General features: G+C 66.0%; 14 protein-coding genes and 1 tRNA gene. 10 read left to right on the plus strand and 5 right to left on the minus strand.

Annotation, left to right across the window (positions count from 1 at the left end):
- Positions 1 to 22: 22 nt before the first annotated feature.
- The 3 genes from ACED67_RS06575 to ACED67_RS06585 form a co-directional block, all read right to left on the minus strand.
- Entirely contained in the window at positions 23 to 1,690 is a 1,668-nt protein-coding gene (locus tag ACED67_RS06575; RefSeq protein WP_395540779.1) for an acyl-CoA dehydrogenase family protein, read from the minus strand.
- Positions 1,691 to 1,847: 157 nt separating this feature from the next.
- Positions 1,848 to 2,309 (minus strand): hypothetical protein, encoded by a 462-nt coding sequence (locus ACED67_RS06580; RefSeq protein ID WP_395540780.1) that lies wholly within the window; start codon positions 2,307 to 2,309, stop codon positions 1,848 to 1,850.
- A gap of 249 nt (positions 2,310 to 2,558) precedes the next feature.
- The gene (locus tag ACED67_RS06585; protein WP_395540781.1) at positions 2,559 to 3,107 is read right to left on the minus strand and encodes a DUF3859 domain-containing protein; all 549 of its coding nucleotides are present in this window, start codon (positions 3,105 to 3,107) and stop codon (positions 2,559 to 2,561) included.
- Between the two features lie 132 nt (positions 3,108 to 3,239).
- Between ACED67_RS06585 and ACED67_RS06590 the strand changes: the two genes are divergently transcribed.
- The 10 genes from ACED67_RS06590 (at position 3,240) to ACED67_RS06635 (ending at position 14,024) form a co-directional block, all read left to right on the plus strand.
- A complete protein-coding gene (locus tag ACED67_RS06590) occupies positions 3,240 to 4,010 on the plus strand; it encodes a sulfite exporter TauE/SafE family protein (protein WP_395540782.1) in 771 nt (256 codons plus the stop codon).
- 227 nt (positions 4,011 to 4,237) lie between these two features.
- Positions 4,238 to 5,656, plus strand: a complete 1,419-nt coding sequence (leuC, locus tag ACED67_RS06595; RefSeq protein ID WP_395540783.1) for a 3-isopropylmalate dehydratase large subunit — start codon at positions 4,238 to 4,240, stop codon at positions 5,654 to 5,656.
- Between the two features lie 103 nt (positions 5,657 to 5,759).
- Positions 5,760 to 7,391 (plus strand): glycosyltransferase family 2 protein, encoded by a 1,632-nt coding sequence (locus ACED67_RS06600; RefSeq protein ID WP_395540784.1) that lies wholly within the window; start codon positions 5,760 to 5,762, stop codon positions 7,389 to 7,391.
- Positions 7,392 to 7,396: 5 nt separating this feature from the next.
- Complete coding sequence (gene leuD, locus ACED67_RS06605; RefSeq protein WP_395540785.1) at positions 7,397 to 8,002, plus strand: 3-isopropylmalate dehydratase small subunit; 606 nt, start codon at positions 7,397 to 7,399, stop codon at positions 8,000 to 8,002.
- A 501-nt stretch (positions 8,003 to 8,503) separates the two neighbouring features.
- Positions 8,504 to 9,343 (plus strand): hypothetical protein, encoded by an 840-nt coding sequence (locus ACED67_RS06610; RefSeq protein ID WP_395540786.1) that lies wholly within the window; start codon positions 8,504 to 8,506, stop codon positions 9,341 to 9,343.
- A 74-nt stretch (positions 9,344 to 9,417) separates the two neighbouring features.
- Positions 9,418 to 10,422, plus strand: coding sequence for an endonuclease/exonuclease/phosphatase family protein (locus tag ACED67_RS06615; RefSeq protein ID WP_395540787.1), 1,005 nt, complete (start codon positions 9,418 to 9,420; stop codon positions 10,420 to 10,422).
- A gap of 279 nt (positions 10,423 to 10,701) precedes the next feature.
- The gene (leuB, locus tag ACED67_RS06620) at positions 10,702 to 11,808 is read left to right on the plus strand and encodes a 3-isopropylmalate dehydrogenase (RefSeq protein ID WP_395540788.1); all 1,107 of its coding nucleotides are present in this window, start codon (positions 10,702 to 10,704) and stop codon (positions 11,806 to 11,808) included.
- A gap of 117 nt (positions 11,809 to 11,925) precedes the next feature.
- Positions 11,926 to 12,834: a DMT family transporter gene (locus ACED67_RS06625; protein WP_395540789.1), complete on the plus strand. Its 909-nt coding sequence runs from the start codon at positions 11,926 to 11,928 to the stop codon at positions 12,832 to 12,834.
- A 105-nt stretch (positions 12,835 to 12,939) separates the two neighbouring features.
- Entirely contained in the window at positions 12,940 to 13,881 is a 942-nt protein-coding gene (locus ACED67_RS06630) for a DMT family transporter (protein ID WP_395540790.1), read from the plus strand.
- 66 nt (positions 13,882 to 13,947) lie between these two features.
- Positions 13,948 to 14,024: transfer RNA gene (locus tag ACED67_RS06635), tRNA-Pro, on the plus strand.
- A 150-nt stretch (positions 14,025 to 14,174) separates the two neighbouring features.
- On the opposite strand, the gene ACED67_RS06640 is transcribed toward ACED67_RS06635, so the two are convergent.
- Both ACED67_RS06640 and ACED67_RS06645 read right to left on the minus strand, forming a co-directional pair.
- Entirely contained in the window at positions 14,175 to 16,496 is a 2,322-nt protein-coding gene (locus ACED67_RS06640; protein WP_395540791.1) for a heavy metal translocating P-type ATPase, read from the minus strand.
- A gap of 65 nt (positions 16,497 to 16,561) precedes the next feature.
- Entirely contained in the window at positions 16,562 to 18,064 is a 1,503-nt protein-coding gene (locus ACED67_RS06645) for a multicopper oxidase family protein (protein ID WP_395540792.1), read from the minus strand.
- Positions 18,065 to 18,093: the final 29 nt, after the last annotated feature.

Below are 18,093 nucleotides of genomic sequence, written 5' to 3' on the forward strand. Positions count from 1 at the left end.
ACGAGGCGCAACCCCCGCTCTTTCAGTCCAGCAGGCGCCGCGCGATCACCTGGGCCTGAATTTCAGCGGCGCCCTCGAAGATGTTCAGGATGCGGGCGTCACAGAGGATGCGGCTGATGCGGTATTCCAGCGCGAAACCGTTGCCGCCATGGATCTGCAACGCATTGTCCGCCGCCGCCCAGGCCACGCGGGCGCCCAGCAGTTTCGCCATCCCGGCCTCAAGATCGCAGCGCTTGTCATGGTCCTTCTGCCAGGCGCTGAAATAGGTCAGCTGGCGGGCGATCATCACCTCGACTGCCATCATGGCCAGCTTGCCCGCGATGCGCGGGAAGGCGATCAGCGGGCGGCCGAACTGCTTGCGCTCCAGCGCATATTGCATCCCGGCTTCCAGCGCCGATTGCGCAACGCCGATCGCGCGGGCGCCGGTCTGGATGCGGGCGCTTTCAAAGGTCTGCATCAACTGCTTGAAGCCCTGGCCGGGCTGGCCGCCCAGCAGGTTCTCCGCCTTCACCTTGAACCGGTCGAAGGCCAGTTCGTATTCCTTCATGCCGCGATAGCCCAGAACCTCGATCTCGCCGCCGGTCATACCCGGCGTCGGGAAGGGGGCTTCGTCGGTGCCGGGGGTCTTTTCCGCCAGGAACATCGACAACCCGCGCCAGTCGGTGGTGTCAGGGTCGGTCCGCGCCAGCAGCGTCATCACATGGGTGCGGGCGGCATGGGTGATCCAGGTCTTGTTGCCGGTGACTTCCCAGCCATCCTCGGTGCGGACGGCGCGGGTGCGCAGCGATCCAAGATCCGATCCGGTGTTCGGCTCGGTGAAGACGGCCGTGGGCAGGATCTCCCCCGAGGCCAGCTTGGGCAGCCACTGCGCCTTCTGTTCCGGCGTGCCGCCGGTCAGGATCAGTTCCGCCGCGATTTCCGACCGTGTGCCCAGCGATCCGACGCCGATATAGCCGCGCGACAATTCCTCGGAGACGACGACCATCGAGGCTTTCGACAGGCCGAAGCCGCCGAATTCCTCGGGGATGGTCAGGCCGAAGACGCCCATCTCGGCCAGGTCCGAGATGACCTCCATCGGGATCAGCTCGTCCTTGAGGTGCCAGTCATGCGCGACCGGGATCACCTTTTCATCCGCGTAGCGGCGGAACTGCTCGCGGATCATCTCCAATTCTTCGTCCAGGCCCGTGGCGCCAAAAGTGGCGCGGCCGTGATTGTCCTGCATCAGCGCGACCAGACGATCGCGGGCGGCGGGCGTGTTGCCGCCCGCCATCAGCGCCTGGGCTTCCTTGCCCGGGGTCCAGTTCAGGCCAAGATCGGCCAGCCGGGCGATCTCGCCCTGGCTCATCGGAATGCCACCCGCGATCTGGTTCAGATACTCGCCGAAGCCGATCTGAAGGATCAGCGCCTCCATTTCGCCAAAGCTGCCCATCTCTTCCAGCCGCAGGGCCCAGGCGCGCAACTGGCGCAGGGCTTCGACATAGGTGGCAAGCCAGGACAGCGCATGGGCCGTGAACTGGTTTTCCTCCAGCGCCGCAGCCGAGATCTTGCCGCCCCGGGTCACCTGCCTGCGCAACCCCTCGCGCGCGTCAACGAACAGCGCCTCTATTTCGGGCAGGGTCGCGGCGGCAAGGCCGGTCAGACCGGGCAGCAGCGGCGCGGCGGGGGGAAGGGGCTGGCCATCATGGGGCATATCGGCGCTCCGGTCTTGGGCGGGGACAACAGTCGCAGCCTGGACCGACTCGCCATTCTGCACCTGCGAGGCCTACCGCCTTCGCGACCGCAGCGCAATATCATTTCGTTCGTGGCGCGCATTGCGACGTAATATGTCGCAGGGAAATCCGCCCCTGTTACGAGGTGGCGTCGCAGGCGCCCGCCATGCCCGGCAGGGCCGAAGGCAGAACGACCTCGAACTCGGCGCGATAGAGAAGCTGGTCGCGATCCCAACCTTCGAACACCCAGCGGCCGGGAACAAGTTCGTCCTGGGTGTCAAAGCGGAAGAAGGCCAGCGTCGGCCCGAAATCCGAAACATCCGAGGCCCAGGTTTCGGGCGTGCTGCGGCCGGGCCGATAGACCCGCACTTCGCCAGCCGCGGTCTCAAAGCCGGGAGCGGCAGTGGCGCGCAGGCCAAAGCCCATGCCGATCACCGCTGGCACGACCTGGCGGTCTGGCCATTGGAAGGTGACCTCATCCACAGGCACATGGATCCAGCCATTTGCCGTATCCGGGGCAGGGGCGCGGTCCATCTGCTGCCAGGCGCAGAAGACGCCGACCTCGAGCCGGGCGATCTGCGGCACGGCGGCGGGAAGCACCGGCTCGGCGCCTGCACCGGCCAAGGCCGGAGACAGAGCGGAAAGAGACAAAAGCCCTGCAAGAAGGGGGGCACGAAGGGCGGGGCGAAACTGGGCAAAAACATGGCGCATATAGGGATAAAAACATGGCGAGAGCCGCTTTTCAACGGAAGAAACCCGCAACCCTGCCGCCAAGTGGAAACAGACCATCGCCAGGGCGCGCGCGATCCGCCACATTGCTGCCGCAATTCGCGGTTGTGCGGCCCAGGGCTATGAGGTCAGCCCGCAAAGCTGGGCCAGACCGGGCAGGGCATCGGCGGGCAGCACGTCGAACTCGACCCGATAAAGCAATGTGTCGCCTGACCAGCTCTCGAATCGCCAGCGCCCGGCTTCCAGTTCGGACGGCGTCTCGAAGGTGAAACCCTGAGTGCCGTTTTCGCCCGCCGTGACAGAGCCGTAATAGATTTCCGGCGTTTCCCGGCCGGGTCGCAGCGCTTGGAACCGCACCACCCCAAGGTCGCGATCGCTGAGGTAGACAAGACCGAAGGCCAGGCCCAGAACTGCCGGAACCTCCTGGCCGTTCCGGGCGATCCGCGGCAGGTCGGCAAGGAGGTTGACGCTGCCGCTTTCGGTCTCGGGCGCGTCCATCTGCCCCGATACGCGGGGCGGGCAGTAGACGCCATAGGACAGGATCGAGATGCCGGGGCTGGCCGTGACCGGGGCGGGTTCGGCCCCCAGCGGGCTGGCCGGAACGCCCGCCAGCAGCGCCAGAATGGCAAATCGGGCAAATGCGCGGCGCAGCAGAACGGCAAGGGTCATGGCGTGTCCGGTTCGCAATTGCGGCAGGCAAACATGGCCGACGCGCGGGGTCAATCGTCGGAGGCGCGGCCTTTGCGCTTTCGTCCGACGTCAGGGCCTGTCACAAGGGCGGCGGTGCCAAAGGGGGCGGGCATGGATTCACTCTTCGTCACGCTGACGCTGTGGCAGGTCGGGCTGGCTCTGGCGATCGTGGTCTTCGCGGGCTTCGTCAAGGGCGCCGTGGGCTTTGCCATGCCGCTGATCATGGTCTCGGCCTTTTCGGCCTTCCTGCCCGCCGATGTGGCTCTGGCAGGGTTGATTCTGCCCACACTGGTCACGAATATCAGCCAGGCCTTCCGGCAGGGCTGGGCTCCCGCAATGGAGACGGCGCGCGACTATCGCCGCTTCCTGATCGGCACGGTGGTGTTCATCCTGCTCTCGGCCCAGCTGTTCTGGCTGATCCCGCGCATGGGCTATCTGCTGCTGCTGGGCGTGCCAGTGACGCTCTTTGCCGGGGCGCAGCTTCTCGGCCTGCCGCTGGCGCTGAAGCTGGAACACCGGGCGCGCGCCGAATGGGTGCTGGGGGTGATCGGCGGGCTTTACGGCGGCGTCTCGGGCATTTGGGGGCCGCCGCTGCTGGTCTATCTTCTGTCGATCAACGCGCCGAAGATCCAGGCGGTGCGCGCGCAGGGCGTCGTCTTCCTGATCGGCGCCATCGCGCTTCTGGCCGCGCATCTCGGCACGGGGCTGATGCAGGGCGAAAGGCTGTGGTTCTCGGCCATCCTGGTGCCCGCCGCGATGCTGGGCATGGCGCTGGGCTACCGGGTGCAGGACAGGTTGGATCAGGTGCGCTTCCGGCGCTGGACCCAGGCCTTGCTGGTCGCCAGCGGCCTGAACCTGATCCGCCAAGCCTTCATGGGCTAAGGCCCCCCTGCCGCGACAGTTGCAAACCTGCCGGACAAGGCGTAAATCCTTTGGCCATGGACGGGTTCATCTATTTCAACATCACCGATCACGCGCGCCTGCCCGCGCGCTTCTTCGGCATGACCCGGACGATCCTCGCCCGTCTTGCCTGACGGCGCGCCGCCTGCGCGGGCGGCCCCACCCCTTTCGCGCGCCCTTTCCCAACAGCAAGCCCAAGGACGTGAGCCATGACCGCTCCCCGCACGCTCTATGACAAGATCTGGGACGACCATGTCGTCGACAGGTCGGAAGACGGCACCTGCATTCTCTATATCGACCGCCATCTGGTGCATGAAGTCACCAGCCCGCAGGCCTTTGAAGGGCTGCGCATGGCGGGCCGCAAGGTGCGCGCGCCGGAAAAGACAATCGCCGTGCCCGACCATAACGTTCCGACGACGCTCGACCGCGCCAATGCCGCCACGATGACCGAGGACAGCCGCATCCAGGTCGAGGCGCTGGACAAGAACGCCAAGGATTTCGGGATCAACTATTATCCCGTGTCGGACATCCGCCAGGGCATCGTCCATATCGTCGGGCCGGAACAGGGCTGGACCCTGCCGGGGATGACCGTGGTCTGCGGTGACAGCCACACCGCCACCCATGGCGCTTTCGGTGCGCTGGCGCATGGGATCGGCACATCCGAGGTGGAACACGTTCTGGCCACCCAGACGCTGATCCAGAAGAAATCCAAGAACATGAAGGTTGAGATCACCGGGTCGCTGCGCCCCGGCGTGACCGCCAAGGACATCACCCTTTCCGTCATCGGCGCCACCGGCACGGCAGGCGGCACCGGCTATGTCATCGAATATTGCGGCCAGGCCATTCGCGAGCTTTCCATGGAAGGCCGGATGACCGTCTGCAACATGGCGATCGAAGGCGGCGCCCGCGCTGGCCTGATCGCACCGGATGAAAAGACCTTCGCCTATGTCATGGGCCGCCCGCATGCGCCCAAAGGCGCCAAATGGGAAGCCGCGCTGGCCTATTGGAAGACGCTCTTCACAGACGAAGGCGCGCATTTCGACAAGGTCGTGACGCTGAAGGGCGAGGATATTGCCCCCGTCGTCACCTGGGGCACCAGCCCCGAGGACGTGCTGCCGATCACCGGCACCGTTCCCGCGCCCGGCGACTTCACCGGCGGCAAGGTCGAGGCCGCGCAGCGCTCGCTGGACTATATGGGCCTGACCCCGGGCATGAAGTTGACCGATATCAAGATCGACACGGTCTTCATCGGCTCTTGCACCAATGGCCGGATCGAGGATCTGCGCGCCGCGGCGGCGATCCTGAAGGGCAAGAAGATCAAGGATGGCATGCGCGCCATGGTCGTGCCCGGCTCGGGCCTCGTCCGCGCTCAGGCGGAAGAGGAAGGTCTGGCCCAGATCTTCATCGACGCCGGTTTCGAATGGCGCCTGGCGGGCTGTTCGATGTGCCTTGCCATGAACCCCGACCAGCTTTCGCCCGGCGAACGCTGCGCCGCGACCTCGAACCGCAATTTCGAAGGCCGTCAGGGCCGGGGCGGCCGCACCCACCTGATGTCGCCCGCGATGGCGGCGGCGGCGGCGATCACCGGCCATCTGACCGATGTCCGCGAGGTCATGGCGGGCGCATGATCCGCGCCTTCCGCCTTGCCGAAACCGTTTCCGGTGCGGAAACTGCCCCGGGGCATTGTTGCTCCGGGACGGTCCGCGTCAGCGCGGCTTTGGGGAGGTAGGCATGGCTTTGGCGCAGGCAGTGCGGCCGATCGAAGAGGGGGCGTTGCCCCGGCAGACCGCCGCCAACCTGCCCGAGATGGCGCGTGCGCCAAGCTGGGCCACAGTCAGCACCATGAAGGAAAGCCCCGAGGTGGTGATGGATTTCATCGCCCATCACCTGCTTCTGGGCGCGTCCGAGATCATCATCTTTTTCGATGATCCCGACGATCCTGTGATCGAGCGGGTCGAGCATCTGCCCCAAGTCCGCGCGATCCGCTGCGATGCGGCTTTCGTGGCCGCGCGCGGCAAGCATCCGCCGGGCCTGCCGGCGCGGCAAAAAATCCACGCCGCGCAGGGCTATCAGATGACCCGTGCCGACTGGATCATCCATATCGACGCCGATGAATTCATTGCCGCTGATCGCCCGGTCGCGGCGCTCTTGGCGGGTGCGGCGGCAGATGTTGTCCGCCTGGCCCCGTTCGAGGCGCTGGCCACGCCGGGCGGCGGCATCGGCGATGCGCCCGAGCATTACTATCGCGGTGTGCTGCCGCGCGGGCGCAAAGGCAGCCGCCTTGCGCGCGAGGCCTATGCGCCCTTCGAGCATTGCCTGGCGCAGGGGATGCTCAGCCATCAGGCCGGCAAGTTCTTTGTCCGCACCGGCATTGCCGGCATGGCGCTGGCCGTGCATGGCCCGTTCCTGAACCACGACCGCGCGCCGCATGAAGAAACCGCAGCGATGCGGTTGCTGCATTTCCATGGCGGCGTCTATGACACCTGGCGGCGTCACCTTGACCGTCGCCTGTCCGACGATGCGGGCGGCACCTATTCGGGCCGTCTGGCCGCGAAGGGGGGGCAGACGACCAACCTGACGCTTCTGGCCACGTTGCAGGACCTGCACCGCACCGAAGGCGAGGCCGGGCTTGAGCGGTTCTTCCGTGTGGCCTGCACCTATGGCCCGGAAAAGCGCGTGCTGGCCGCCGCCTCGGCCTTGACCAAGGCCAATCTCTGGCGCGAGGCCAAGCGTGCGGCGGTGTTCGGTGGCGCGGCGCGGCTGCGCGATGCGGGCTTCAACTCGCAGACCGCCGCCTTCGAAACAACGGTCGACTGGCATGGCGCGACCCTGCGTCTTGCGCCAGACACGGACTATGCCCATTGCCTGATCGCGCGGGGCGAAGACCTGCGCGACGAGGCGATCGAGGCGCTGCGCGGCCTTGTGGCGGGCAAGACCCTGGCCATGGCCGATCTTGCGCCCGGCGCCGGTCTGGTCACGATGGTCTGCGCTTGCGCGGCGGCCCCGGACTCGTGCGTCACGGTCCTGGCCGAGACCGAAGAGGCGGCGCGTCCGGTTCTGCGCCATGTCTCGGTCAATCCCGGCCTGCATATCCAGCCCATGGCCAGTGCCGCCTCGGCGCTGGCGGTGCTGGACGCGCTGCCAGACGCGTTCCGCGTGGTACAGGTTGGGGCATTTGTCGCGGCAGAGCTGGCCGAAGCCGTCCTTGCGGCGCGGCCCAACCTGGTGATCCTTGAGGCCGGGCGGCGCGTTCACGCGCTCAAATCCGACCTTGCCAGCCGTTTCCTTGCGCAGGGCTATGTGGCCACAGCCACACCCGGCGCCCCGCTCATCCTTGAACGAAACCCCGAAGTACAGAGCTGAAAGCCATGGACAAGTTCACCACCCTGACCGGCATCGCGGCCCCCATGCCGCTGGTCAATATCGACACTGACATGATCATTCCCAAGCAGTTCCTCAAAACCATCAAGCGGTCGGGGCTGGGCGTGAATCTGTTCGACGAGATGCGCTATACCCAGGACGGCAAGGAGATCGCCGAATTCGTCCTGAACAAGCCGCAATATCGCAAGGCCCAGATCATCGTCGCGGGCGACAATTTCGGCTGCGGCTCTTCGCGCGAACACGCGCCCTGGGCACTTCTGGATTTCGGCATCCGCTGCGTGATCTCGACGAGCTTTGCCGACATCTTCTACAACAACTGCTTCAAGAATGGCATCCTGCCGGTCGTGCTTCCCCCCGCCGCGGTCGAGGCACTGATGAAGGATGCCGAGCGCGGCGAGAATGCGCGCATGACGGTGGATCTTGACGCGCAGACCGTGACCTCGTCGGATGGACAGGTCTTCACCTTCGAAGTCGATGCTTTCAAGAAGCATTGCCTGCTGAACGGGCTCGACGACATTGGCCTGACCATGGAGAAATCCGGCGCCATCGACGCCTTCGAAAAGAAGAATGCGGCTCAACACCCCTGGGCCTGACGCGCCTGGGCATTTCGCGGATGCGGCGGGCTGGGTCCGCCGCATTCTGCATTTCTAGCCAGGAGCATCACGTGAAGGCCCGATTCCTGCCGTCAATTGCGGCGCAGCCTGCCCGATTCCCCGTGAATTTCCCTGATCTTGGCCTGTTCCCGCCGTAATTTAGCCATGATCTGTCGAGTGGTTTTGCCTCAATTGGCGGCTGATCCGACACACGCATAAGGCGATTGTGTCGAAAAAGCCCGTGACCACAGTATCTTGCGGCGCGCCTTTGATGTGCCTTTTTTTGGCCCCCAAGACTCCCCGAGTTTGATTCAATCCTGCAACACCTGCGCCCCGAAAGCGCCACGACTGCCCCGTTAACTCTATGAAGCTGTTGCTGGGTTGCGGGAAAGAAGGCACAAATTGGGCAAGATTGGGGCAATCCGCCACAATGTGCGGCAAATCGTTGGAACAAGGGCGCGGCCACGTATCGCGCTCGTCCAGGTCGAGGATATACGGGCAGTGGTCACACGGTTGACCGGCGCGCTGACACGCGCCTTCCTAGTCATGGTGCTTGTGGTCACGCCCTCGGTGCTTTTGCCGGGGGTGGGGGCAGATACCAAGCAGATGGTCGCGCTGATCGCCCTGTTCGGCGGCGCGCTGACCTTTGCCGAATACAACGCCGCCTATCCAAGCCTGGTCGAGTTCCGCGACGCCCAGCCTTTCAACCGCATCCGCTTTCTGATGCTCTTCGTCATCGTCTTCACCCTGTCGGTCATCGCCGCGGCCAAAGGCGAACCCACGGCCACGAACCGGCTGTTCGAGGCGGTCGGCATGCTGGTCGGCCATGCGATGGACTTTCCCTATTCGCCGGTGCGCCTCGCCACGATGATGATGGCGGAAGGCGCGTCGCCCACGCAGATGCTGGCTGTGCGCACTGCTGCGGGTACGGCCTATATCCTGTCGCTGCTGGCGCTGGCCTTCTTCGTCCTTGTCCTGAAACTCAAGGGCTGGCCTGCGCGCAATCAGGCTTTCAACGTCTGGGTCAACCTGCCCACCTTCGAACCGACGGCAGGCGGCGATGTGGTTGAGCGGCTCGAACGCGATGCACGGGTTAACCTTTCGTTAGGCTTTCTGCTGCCATTCCTGATCCCGGCTGTGGTCAGCCTGGCCTCGATCGGATTCGAGCCTCTGACGCTGACCTCGCCGCAGACGCTGATCTGGACGATGGCAGCATGGGCCTTTCTTCCCGCAAGCCTGCTGATGCGTGGCGTGGCCATGGCGCGGATCGCCACCATGATCCGTGCGAAGCGCGAGGCCAATGCAACACCGTCGGGCGGGGCAGATCTGGCGACAGCCTGATCCCTTGCGCCGACTGGCTGATAGCACCGCTTCTTTGTCTGCTCGTTCTGGCCGGGGCTGCACAGGCCCAGCCTGTGAAACTCGCCATCTGGAATGTTGAACTGTCACGCGCGGGGCCGGGGCTTCTCGCGCGCGACATCGCAAGCGGCAAGGACGCTCAGGTTCTGGCGGTCCTGCACGTGCTGGCGACGCTCGATGCCGATATCCTGCTGCTGACGGGGGTCGATTATGACCGCGAGCTGATCGCCGCCGAGCTTCTGTCCGACCGGCTGGCGGTGCTGGGTGCCGATTCTCCGCATCGCTTTGCCCTGCGCCCGAACACGGGCTGGCAGGTTGGGCTGGATCTGGACGGCGACGGTCAGCTGGGCGGGCCGGGCGATGCGCAGGGCTGGGGACAGTTTTCGGGGCAGGGCGGCATGCTTCTGCTCTCGCGCCTGCCCATCGATCCAGGCGTGACCGACCATTCTGCCTTCCTCTGGCGTGACCTGCCCGGTGCGCTTCTGCCGCCTGCCATGAGCGCCGAGGCCAAGGCCGTGCAGCGCCTGTCCTCCACGGGCCATTGGCAGGTGCCGGTGCTGCTGTCCGATGGCAAAATCCTGACACTGCTGGCTTGGCACGCCACGCCGCCGGTCTTTGACGGTCCTGAAGACCGCAATGGCCGCCGCAACCATGACGAGACGGCGTTCTGGCTGGCGCTGCTGGAGCGGCGCCTGCCCGGTCTCGCGCCACCCGAGGGCCCCTTTGTGCTGCTGGGCACCGCCAATCTAGACCCGGAAGATGGCGAGGGGCGGCGCGATGCGGTGGACGCGCTGCTCGCCAGTCCGCAGTTGCAGGACCCGGCCCCCCGCGCGCCTTTCGCGCCGCCGCCCGATCGTGGGCAAAAGGGCGATGCGGCGCTGGACACGGCGGTCTTCCCCCAGACCGGCGGGCTGCGGGTCGAGCTTCTTCTTCCCTCTGCCGGGGTCACGGTACTGTCCTCTGGCGTGATGCGCGCGCCCCAAGGCACGCCCGAGGCGGCTGCGCTTTCCGCCGCCTCGCGTCATTTCCCGGTCTGGGCGGTCATCGATCCGGCCGGGTGATCCGTCCTGCCGCGCCAATGGGCAGCCCTGGCCCGCTGCCTCGCCCGGGCCGGGTAAAGGCCGTCGGCTGACCTGGCCGCGATTGGAATTTCAGGCGCGATGGGGTGCAATGCTTAACGAAAGGTAAAACTCGGAACTCAAGATGTTGATTCATATTTGTTTTCATTTTGTCTCACCGTGGGACAGCCCGGACTTTCTGGCCGGCGCCGCTCTTGACCCGCCTTGGCCCATTGGGTAGGCCAGCCGCGACCCTTTTCCCTCGCGGCGGAGCCCCATCCCATGGCCAATCCTTCCCTTCTCATCCTCGCCGGCGACGGCATCGGCCCGGAAGTCATGGCCGAAGTGAAGAAGATCATTGCCTGGATGGGCGAGAAGCGCGGCGTCACCTTCGACGTCTCGGAGGATCTGGTGGGCGGCTGCGCCTATGACGCCCACGGCACGCCGCTGACCGACGCCACCATGGCCAAGGCGCAGGAAGTGGACGCCGTTCTGCTGGGCGCGGTGGGCGGCCCGAAATACGACAAGCTCGACTTCTCGGTGAAGCCCGAGCGCGGCCTCCTGCGCTTGCGCAAGGAGATGGACCTCTACGCCAACCTGCGCCCGGCCCAGTGCTTCGATGCTCTGGCCGATTTCTCCTCGCTCAAAAAGGACGTGGTTGCCGGGCTCGACATCATGATCGTGCGCGAACTGACCTCGGGCGTCTATTTCGGAGAGCCGCGCGGCGTCTTCAAGGAAGGCAATGAGCGCATCGGCATCAACACCCAGCGCTATACCGAAAGCGAAATCGCCCGTGTGGCGCGCTCGGCCTTTGAACTGGCCCGCAAGCGCGGCAACAAGGTCTGCTCGATGGAGAAGGCGAATGTCATGGAATCGGGTGTTCTGTGGCGCGACGTGGTGCAGGAAATCCACGACGCCGAATATCCGGATGTCGAGCTGTCGCACATGTATGCCGATGCGGGCGCCATGCAACTTACCCGCTGGCCCAAGCAGTTCGACGTGATCGTCACCGACAACCTCTTCGGCGACCTGCTGTCCGACCTGGCCGCGATGCTGACCGGCAGCCTTGGCATGTTGCCCTCGGCCAGCCTCGGCGCGCCGATGGAGAATGGCCGTCCCAAGGCGCTGTATGAGCCCGTCCACGGCTCGGCCCCCGATATCGCCGGTCAGGGCAAGGCCAACCCGATCGCCTGTATCCTGAGCTTCGCCATGGCGCTGCGCTATTCGTTCAACCTGGGCGATGATGCGACGCGGGTGGAAAAGGCGGTCGAAAAAGTGCTGGCCGACGGCCTGCGCACCGCCGATCTGATGGGTCCCGATGGCGGCACGCCGATCAGCACCGCCGCGATGGGCGATGCGGTGGTCGCGGCGCTGAACGCCGCCCTTTAATCAGTAAATACGCGCGGTCATGTCGCGCATCTGCAAACCGGGTCGGGCGCGGCACAGCGCGCCCGACCCGCTGCATTTATGGCTTCTGGCGTTGCAACCGTTGAAAGCCCGCCGCAGATGTCGCGCCGATCCCAGAACCTCGCCGGCGCCGGCCTTGGCCTTGCGGCATTCGGCGCCTATGCCTGCTACGATGCCTCGGCCAAGTTCCTGGGCGAGGGCTACCATCCCCTTCAGATCATCTTTGCGGCTGGCGCGATGTGCATGCCGCTTTTGCTGCTATACGTCCTCGTTGACCCGACCCAGGGCTCACTTTTGCCGCGCCGCCCGGGCATGATGGCTCTGCGGGTGGTTGGCACACTGGTGAACTTCATCCTGGGCGTCTGGGCCTTTACGCTGCTGCCCCTGGCCGAGGCCTATGCGATCTTCTTCACCATGCCCCTGTTCATCGCCGTGCTGGCGGTTCCGATGCTGGGTGAGAAGATCGACCTGACCCGCGGGCTGGCGGTTCTGATGGGTCTTGCTGGGGTGATCGTGGCGCTGGACCCGTCGCAGACCGCCTTGGGTTGGGGCCATGTCGCGGCGTTGATCGGCTCGCTGGTCGGCGCGATGAACTATTGCATCGTGCGCATGACCGGCGCGGTCGAGCGCACGGCGGTTCTGCTGGTCTGGCCCTTGCTGGTCCTGTTCTTCGTGACCGCCGCCGCCATGCCCTTTGTCTATGTGCCGATGAGCGCCGCGCATATGGGCATCACCGCCTTCATGGCCGTGGCGCTGATCGCCGGCATCCTGCTGATCATCGCCGCCTATCGCCGCGCGCCTGCCATCGTGGTGGCCCCGATGCAATATTCTCAGATCGCCTGGGCCGCGCTTCTGGGCTCGCTCCTCTTCGGCGAGGAGATCGGGCCAAGGCTGATGATCGGCATGGTGCTGGTGGCGGCGGCCGGTATCGTCGTGGCGGCCAAGTCGGAACCGGCGCCGAAAAAGGCGGATGCCACGCCGCCGCTGACCGTGCAGGGCGGAGCCTGACCGCCTGCGCAAGGGCCGCGCGCTTGCGGGATGAACGGGCTTGCGGCAAGACTGAATGCGTCAACGGGCGCCCGGCGCGCCGCTTGATTTCGATGGATCTGAACCATGTCTCCAGCCCTGCGCGGCGCCCTTCTCGCTCTGGCGGCTTTCGGGGTCTATTCCACGCATGACGTGGTGGTGAAGACCTTGGGCGCGCATTACAGCGCCTTCCAGATCGTCTTCTTCGTCGGCCTGTTCAGCTTTCCTCTGATCACGCTGCTCTTGATGCAGGACAAGACCGACGGAAATCTGATCCCGCGCCATCCCTGGTGGTCGGCGCTGCGCAGCTTTGCCTCGCTCGGCGCGCTTGTCTTCGGCTTCTTTGCCTTCTCGCAACTGCCGATGGCCCAGACCTATGCCATTCTCTTCGCCACGCCGATGCTGATCACGCTTCTGTCGATCCCGATGCTGGGCGAGAAAGTGGGCCTGCGCCGTGGCCTTGCTGTATTGGTGGGGATGATCGGTGTGCTGATCGTGCTGCGCCCCGGCTCGGCGCCACTGTCGCTTGGGCATCTGGCGGCTTTGGGAGGGGCGCTGGCCGGAGCGACCAGCTCGATCATCGTGCGCAAGATCGGCGCGAATGAGCGATCGGTCGTGCTGATGCTCTATCCGATGATGCTGCAAGTGCTGGGCATGGCGCTTTTGATGCCATGGTACTATGTGCCGATGCCGTTCGAGCATCTGGCGCTGAACGCGCTTGTCGCGGCGTTTTCGGTCGTGGCGGGCCTCTTGCTGATCGCGGCCTATCGCGCCGCGCCCGCCGTAGTGGCGGCGCCGATGCAATATTCCCAACTTCTCTGGGCGGCCTTCTACGGCTGGCTGTTCTTCAGCGAAAGCATCGACCTGTGGACAGGAGTCGGGGCGGCCGTAATCGTCGGGTCTGGCCTCTACATCGTGCTGCGCGAGGGGCGGCCGCAGGTTTCCCAGAACCAGCCGGTGTCGCAGAACCGCTGGCGGCTGGATGCCGGGCCGATCCTGCGCCTGGGCCTTTGGCCAAGGCGCAAATGAATCGTCTCGCGCGGCGCCACCCCCCTTGCCAAAGCCTGCGCCGGACGCTATCCCCCCCGCCACGGTCGGAGCGTAGCGCAGCCTGGTAGCGCACCTGCTTCGGGAGCAGGGGGTCGGAGGTTCGAATCCTCTCGCTCCGACCATTTCCCGAAATTACGCCTGCCTGGCGAACTTCCTCAGTGTATCGCGCAGCGCCCTGCCGTGCCTGCATATCGTCGCAGTGATTGGTCCAGGCCCGCGCTATCGGACCCGGAGGCATGGCTGGTCACGGTCAGGACAGCGGGTTGCGGCCGCTACAACCTTACGCGCCCAAGCCGAAGGGCATTGGCAATCACCGAAACCGAGGACAGGCTCATCGCCGCCGCTGCGATCATTGGCGATAGAAGCGTGCCCGTCGGCGGATAGAGCAACCCGGCTGCGATGGGGACGCCGGCGGCGTTATAGGCAAAGGCGAAGAACAGGTTCTGGCGGATATTGGCCAGGGTCGCGCGCGCAAGGCGCCTTGCCCGCACTACGCCGGTCAGGTCGCCGCCCAGGAGCGTGATGCCCGCGCTTTCAACCGCGACATCGGCGCCGGTTCCCATCGCAATGCCGACATCCGCCGCCGCCAAGGCCGGGGCATCGTTGACGCCATCGCCCGCCATGGCGAGGACGGCCCCTTCCGCGCGCAGGCGGTCGATCAAGGCCTTCTTGTCTTCGGGCAAGACACCGGCGCGCACTTCATCAATGCCAAGGCGCGCGGCCACCGCCTGAGCGGTGCGCACTGTGTCGCCGGTCGCCATGATGATGCGCAGCCCTTCGGCGTGAAGGTCGCGGATCGCCTGTTCGGTCGTCGCCTTGATCGGATCGGCGACCGCGACAAGCCCCGCCAGGGCGCCATCGATGGCGACAAACATGACGGTGCGGCCCTCGGCCCGCAGCGCATCGGCCTGCGCTTCATGCGGGGCCGGGTCAAGGTTCAGCCCGGTCATCATCGCCGCATTGCCCAGGGCTGCCCGACGGTGTTCGACCCGGCCCTGCACGCCTTTGCCGATGACGGCATCGAACTCGGAAGCCTCGCGCCGGGCGATGCCTCGCTCCTCGGCACCGGCAACGATCGCCTCGGCCAGGGGATGTTCCGACCCGCGCTCCAGCGCCGCCGCCACGGAGAGGATCTCGTCCTCGGCGATGTCGCCCAGTGCGATCACGTCGGTCAGTCGGGGGCGACCCTCGGTCAGCGTGCCGGTCTTGTCCACAATCAGCGTGGTGACGGCGGCCATCCGTTCCAGCGCCTCGGCATCCTTGATCAGCACGCCCGCCCGCGCGCCGCGTCCCGCGGCCGTGGTGATCGAAATTGGAGTCGCCAGCCCAAGGGCGCAAGGGCAGGCAATGATCAGAACCGATACCGCCGCCGCGATGGCAAAGACCAGGGCGGGCGTCGGCCCCCAGACAAGCCAGCCGAAAAAGGCCAGAACGGCCACCGCGACAACCGTGGGCACGAACACGCCCGAGACGCGGTCGGCCAGGCCCTGGATCGGCGCGCGCGACCGGCGGGCCTGCGCCACCATGTCGACGATCTGCGACAGGACCGTATCCGCGCCCACGCGCCTCGCCTCGATGATCAGCGTGCCGGCGCGGTTGATCGTGCCGCCAGTCACCGAGACGCCGGGAGATTTCTTCACTGGAAGCGGCTCGCCCGTGATCATGCTTTCGTCGATCGATGAGGTGCCCTCGATCACTTCGGCATCGACCGGCACCGCATCGCCCGGGCGCAGGCGCAGGCGGTCGCCTGGCAGGATGTTCTCGAGTGGCGCATCATATTCGGTGCCATCGGGCAGGACCCTTCGGGCGGTCTTGGGGGCAAGGTCAAGAAGGGCGCGGATCGCGTCACCAGTACGTTCGCGGGCGCGAAGTTCCAGCACCTGCCCCAGGAAGACCAGCGCGACAATCACGACCGCGGCCTCGAAATAGGTGCCGACACCATGACCCATCCGGTATTCTGCGGGAAAGAGGCCGGGCGCGACAGTGGCGACGACGGAATAGAGGAAGGCCGCGCCGACGCCGAGCGAGATCAGCGTCCACATATTGGCCGAGCGGTTGCGGATCGAGTCCCAGCCTCGGCGGAAGAAGGGGGATGCGGCCCAGAGGACGATGGGCGTGGCAAGGGCGAATTCGATCCAGGGGGCGGCGGCATGGCCGACCCAGTCGCGCAGGGGCAGGCCCACCAGCTCGCCCATCGTCAGTGCTACCAAGGGCACGGCGGCCGCAAGACTGACCCACATCCTCAGGGTGAAGTCGGCCAGTTCGGGGCTGGGTCCGTCGGTCGGCACGACCGGCTCCAGCGCCATGCCGCAAATCGGGCAGGCACCGGGCTCATCGCGCAGGATCTGCGGGTGCATCGGGCAGGTCCATTGCGCCGCTTTCGGCGCGGCCCGGTCGGTCTTGCTGCGTCCCGAGGCGAAGAAATACGGATCGGCGCGGAAGGTTTCCTGACAGCGTGCCGAGCAGAAATGGAAGGTCCGGCCCTGCCAGTCCTCATGCCGGGTCTCCGGCGAAATCGCGACGGTCATGCCGCAGACCGGGTCGGTCGCCGTGGGGCCAGAGGCAGGCGGCTGGGCGTGATGATGGTGTTCCATGGGGATCCTCCGGTTTCTGGCGGCGGTTGCCGGGGCAGCCTGCGGGCGGCGCCCCAGGTGCAAGCTCAGGACACCGCGAATTCGGTCATCATGCCGGTTTCCAGATGGGGCATATGGTGGCAATGCAGCATCCAGCGCGCCGCCTCGCCCGCATCCAGCGCCACGGTCACCATCGACATCGGCGGAACATGGATCGTGTCGCGCCGCGCGCCCGAGAAGCGGCGGCCATTGATCTCGACCACCTGGAACGTATGGCCATGCAGATGCATCGGATGGGTCATCATCGACATGTTGTGGAACATGATCTCGACCCGCTCGCCGGATCGGGCGGCCAGCGGCAGATGATCTTCCCAGGTGCGGCCGTCGATCGTCCAGCGATAGGGCTGCATCGACCCACCCAGCATCACCATATGTGTCCGGTCCGCCGGGCGTTCGGGCAGGGGATCAAGCGCCACCAGCCCGCGCTCCTGCGCAAGATCGGGATCGAAGGCAGGGGCGGGCTCGTCCGAGAGCGGCGCAAGCTTCGGCACCTGGGCGTCTGCGCTGGCAAGGATAAGCCCGGTGCGCTCGCGGGCGCCTTCGCGCAGGGCAAGGATCGGCCAGGCGCCCGCGCCGGTCAGGTCGATCTCCAGGTCCAGCCGCTGGGCCATGGCCAGACCGAAGCGGGTGCCGGGCACGGGCTGCACGGGCTGCCCATCGACAGCGACCAGCCGCGCCGCCGCGGCGCCGGTATCAATCCAGAACACTGTGGCCGCTGCGGCATTGACAATTCGCAGCCGGATGCGCCCACCTGCTTCTACGGCAACGACCTCGGGGTCGGAAAGCGTGCGGTCATTGGTCAGATAGGCATCGAAGTTATAGTCGTTCAGATCCATGGCCATGCCGGGCATGGCGCCCATATCCATGCCGGGCATCATGCCCTCCATGCCCATCGTCATGCCGCCGTGGCCCATAGCGCCATGGTCCATGCCCTGCATGCCGTCCAAACCTTCCATCGGCATTGCCCCATGGTCCATGGCGCCATGCCCGCCCGCGCCGCCGGTGATTTCCGCCATCACCTCTTCGGGCGTCTTGAACGAGAAGTCGTGCAGGAACATCACCACTTCCTGCCGGTCGGCGGCCGCATCTTCGGGCGCCCGCACGATCAGCGGGGCGGCGAGAAGGCGCATTTCCTGCAACGGAATATGCGCGTGCATCCAGTAAGTGCCGGCCAGAGGGTCATAATCATAGCTGCGCGCCTCGCCCGGTTGCAGCTTGGGCCGCGGCATGTCGGGCACGCCGTCCTGGTCATTCGGAGGGATCTGGCCATGCCAGTGGATCAGCGTCGGCTCGGGCAGGTCGTTTGTCAGCTCCACCCGGAAACGCTGGCCGGGATCAAGGATCAGCCCCTGACCGGATGGCCCGGCCAGGCCCCAGACGGTCGCGGCCTTGCCGTCGATGTCGAGCGTCCGGCTCGTGGCGTGCAAGGCCAGAGACGCATCTTGCGCCAGGGCGCGGCGGGGCAGCGCGTAGACTGCGGGCAGGCAAGCCGAGGCGGCAAGGAAGCGGCGGCGGGTCAGGGTGGACATGCAGGTCTCTCCGGTCTTCAAAGCAAGGG

It is taken from the genome of Neotabrizicola paludis (assembly GCF_044142105.1).
Classification (GTDB): Bacteria; Pseudomonadota; Alphaproteobacteria; order Rhodobacterales; family Rhodobacteraceae; genus Pseudogemmobacter.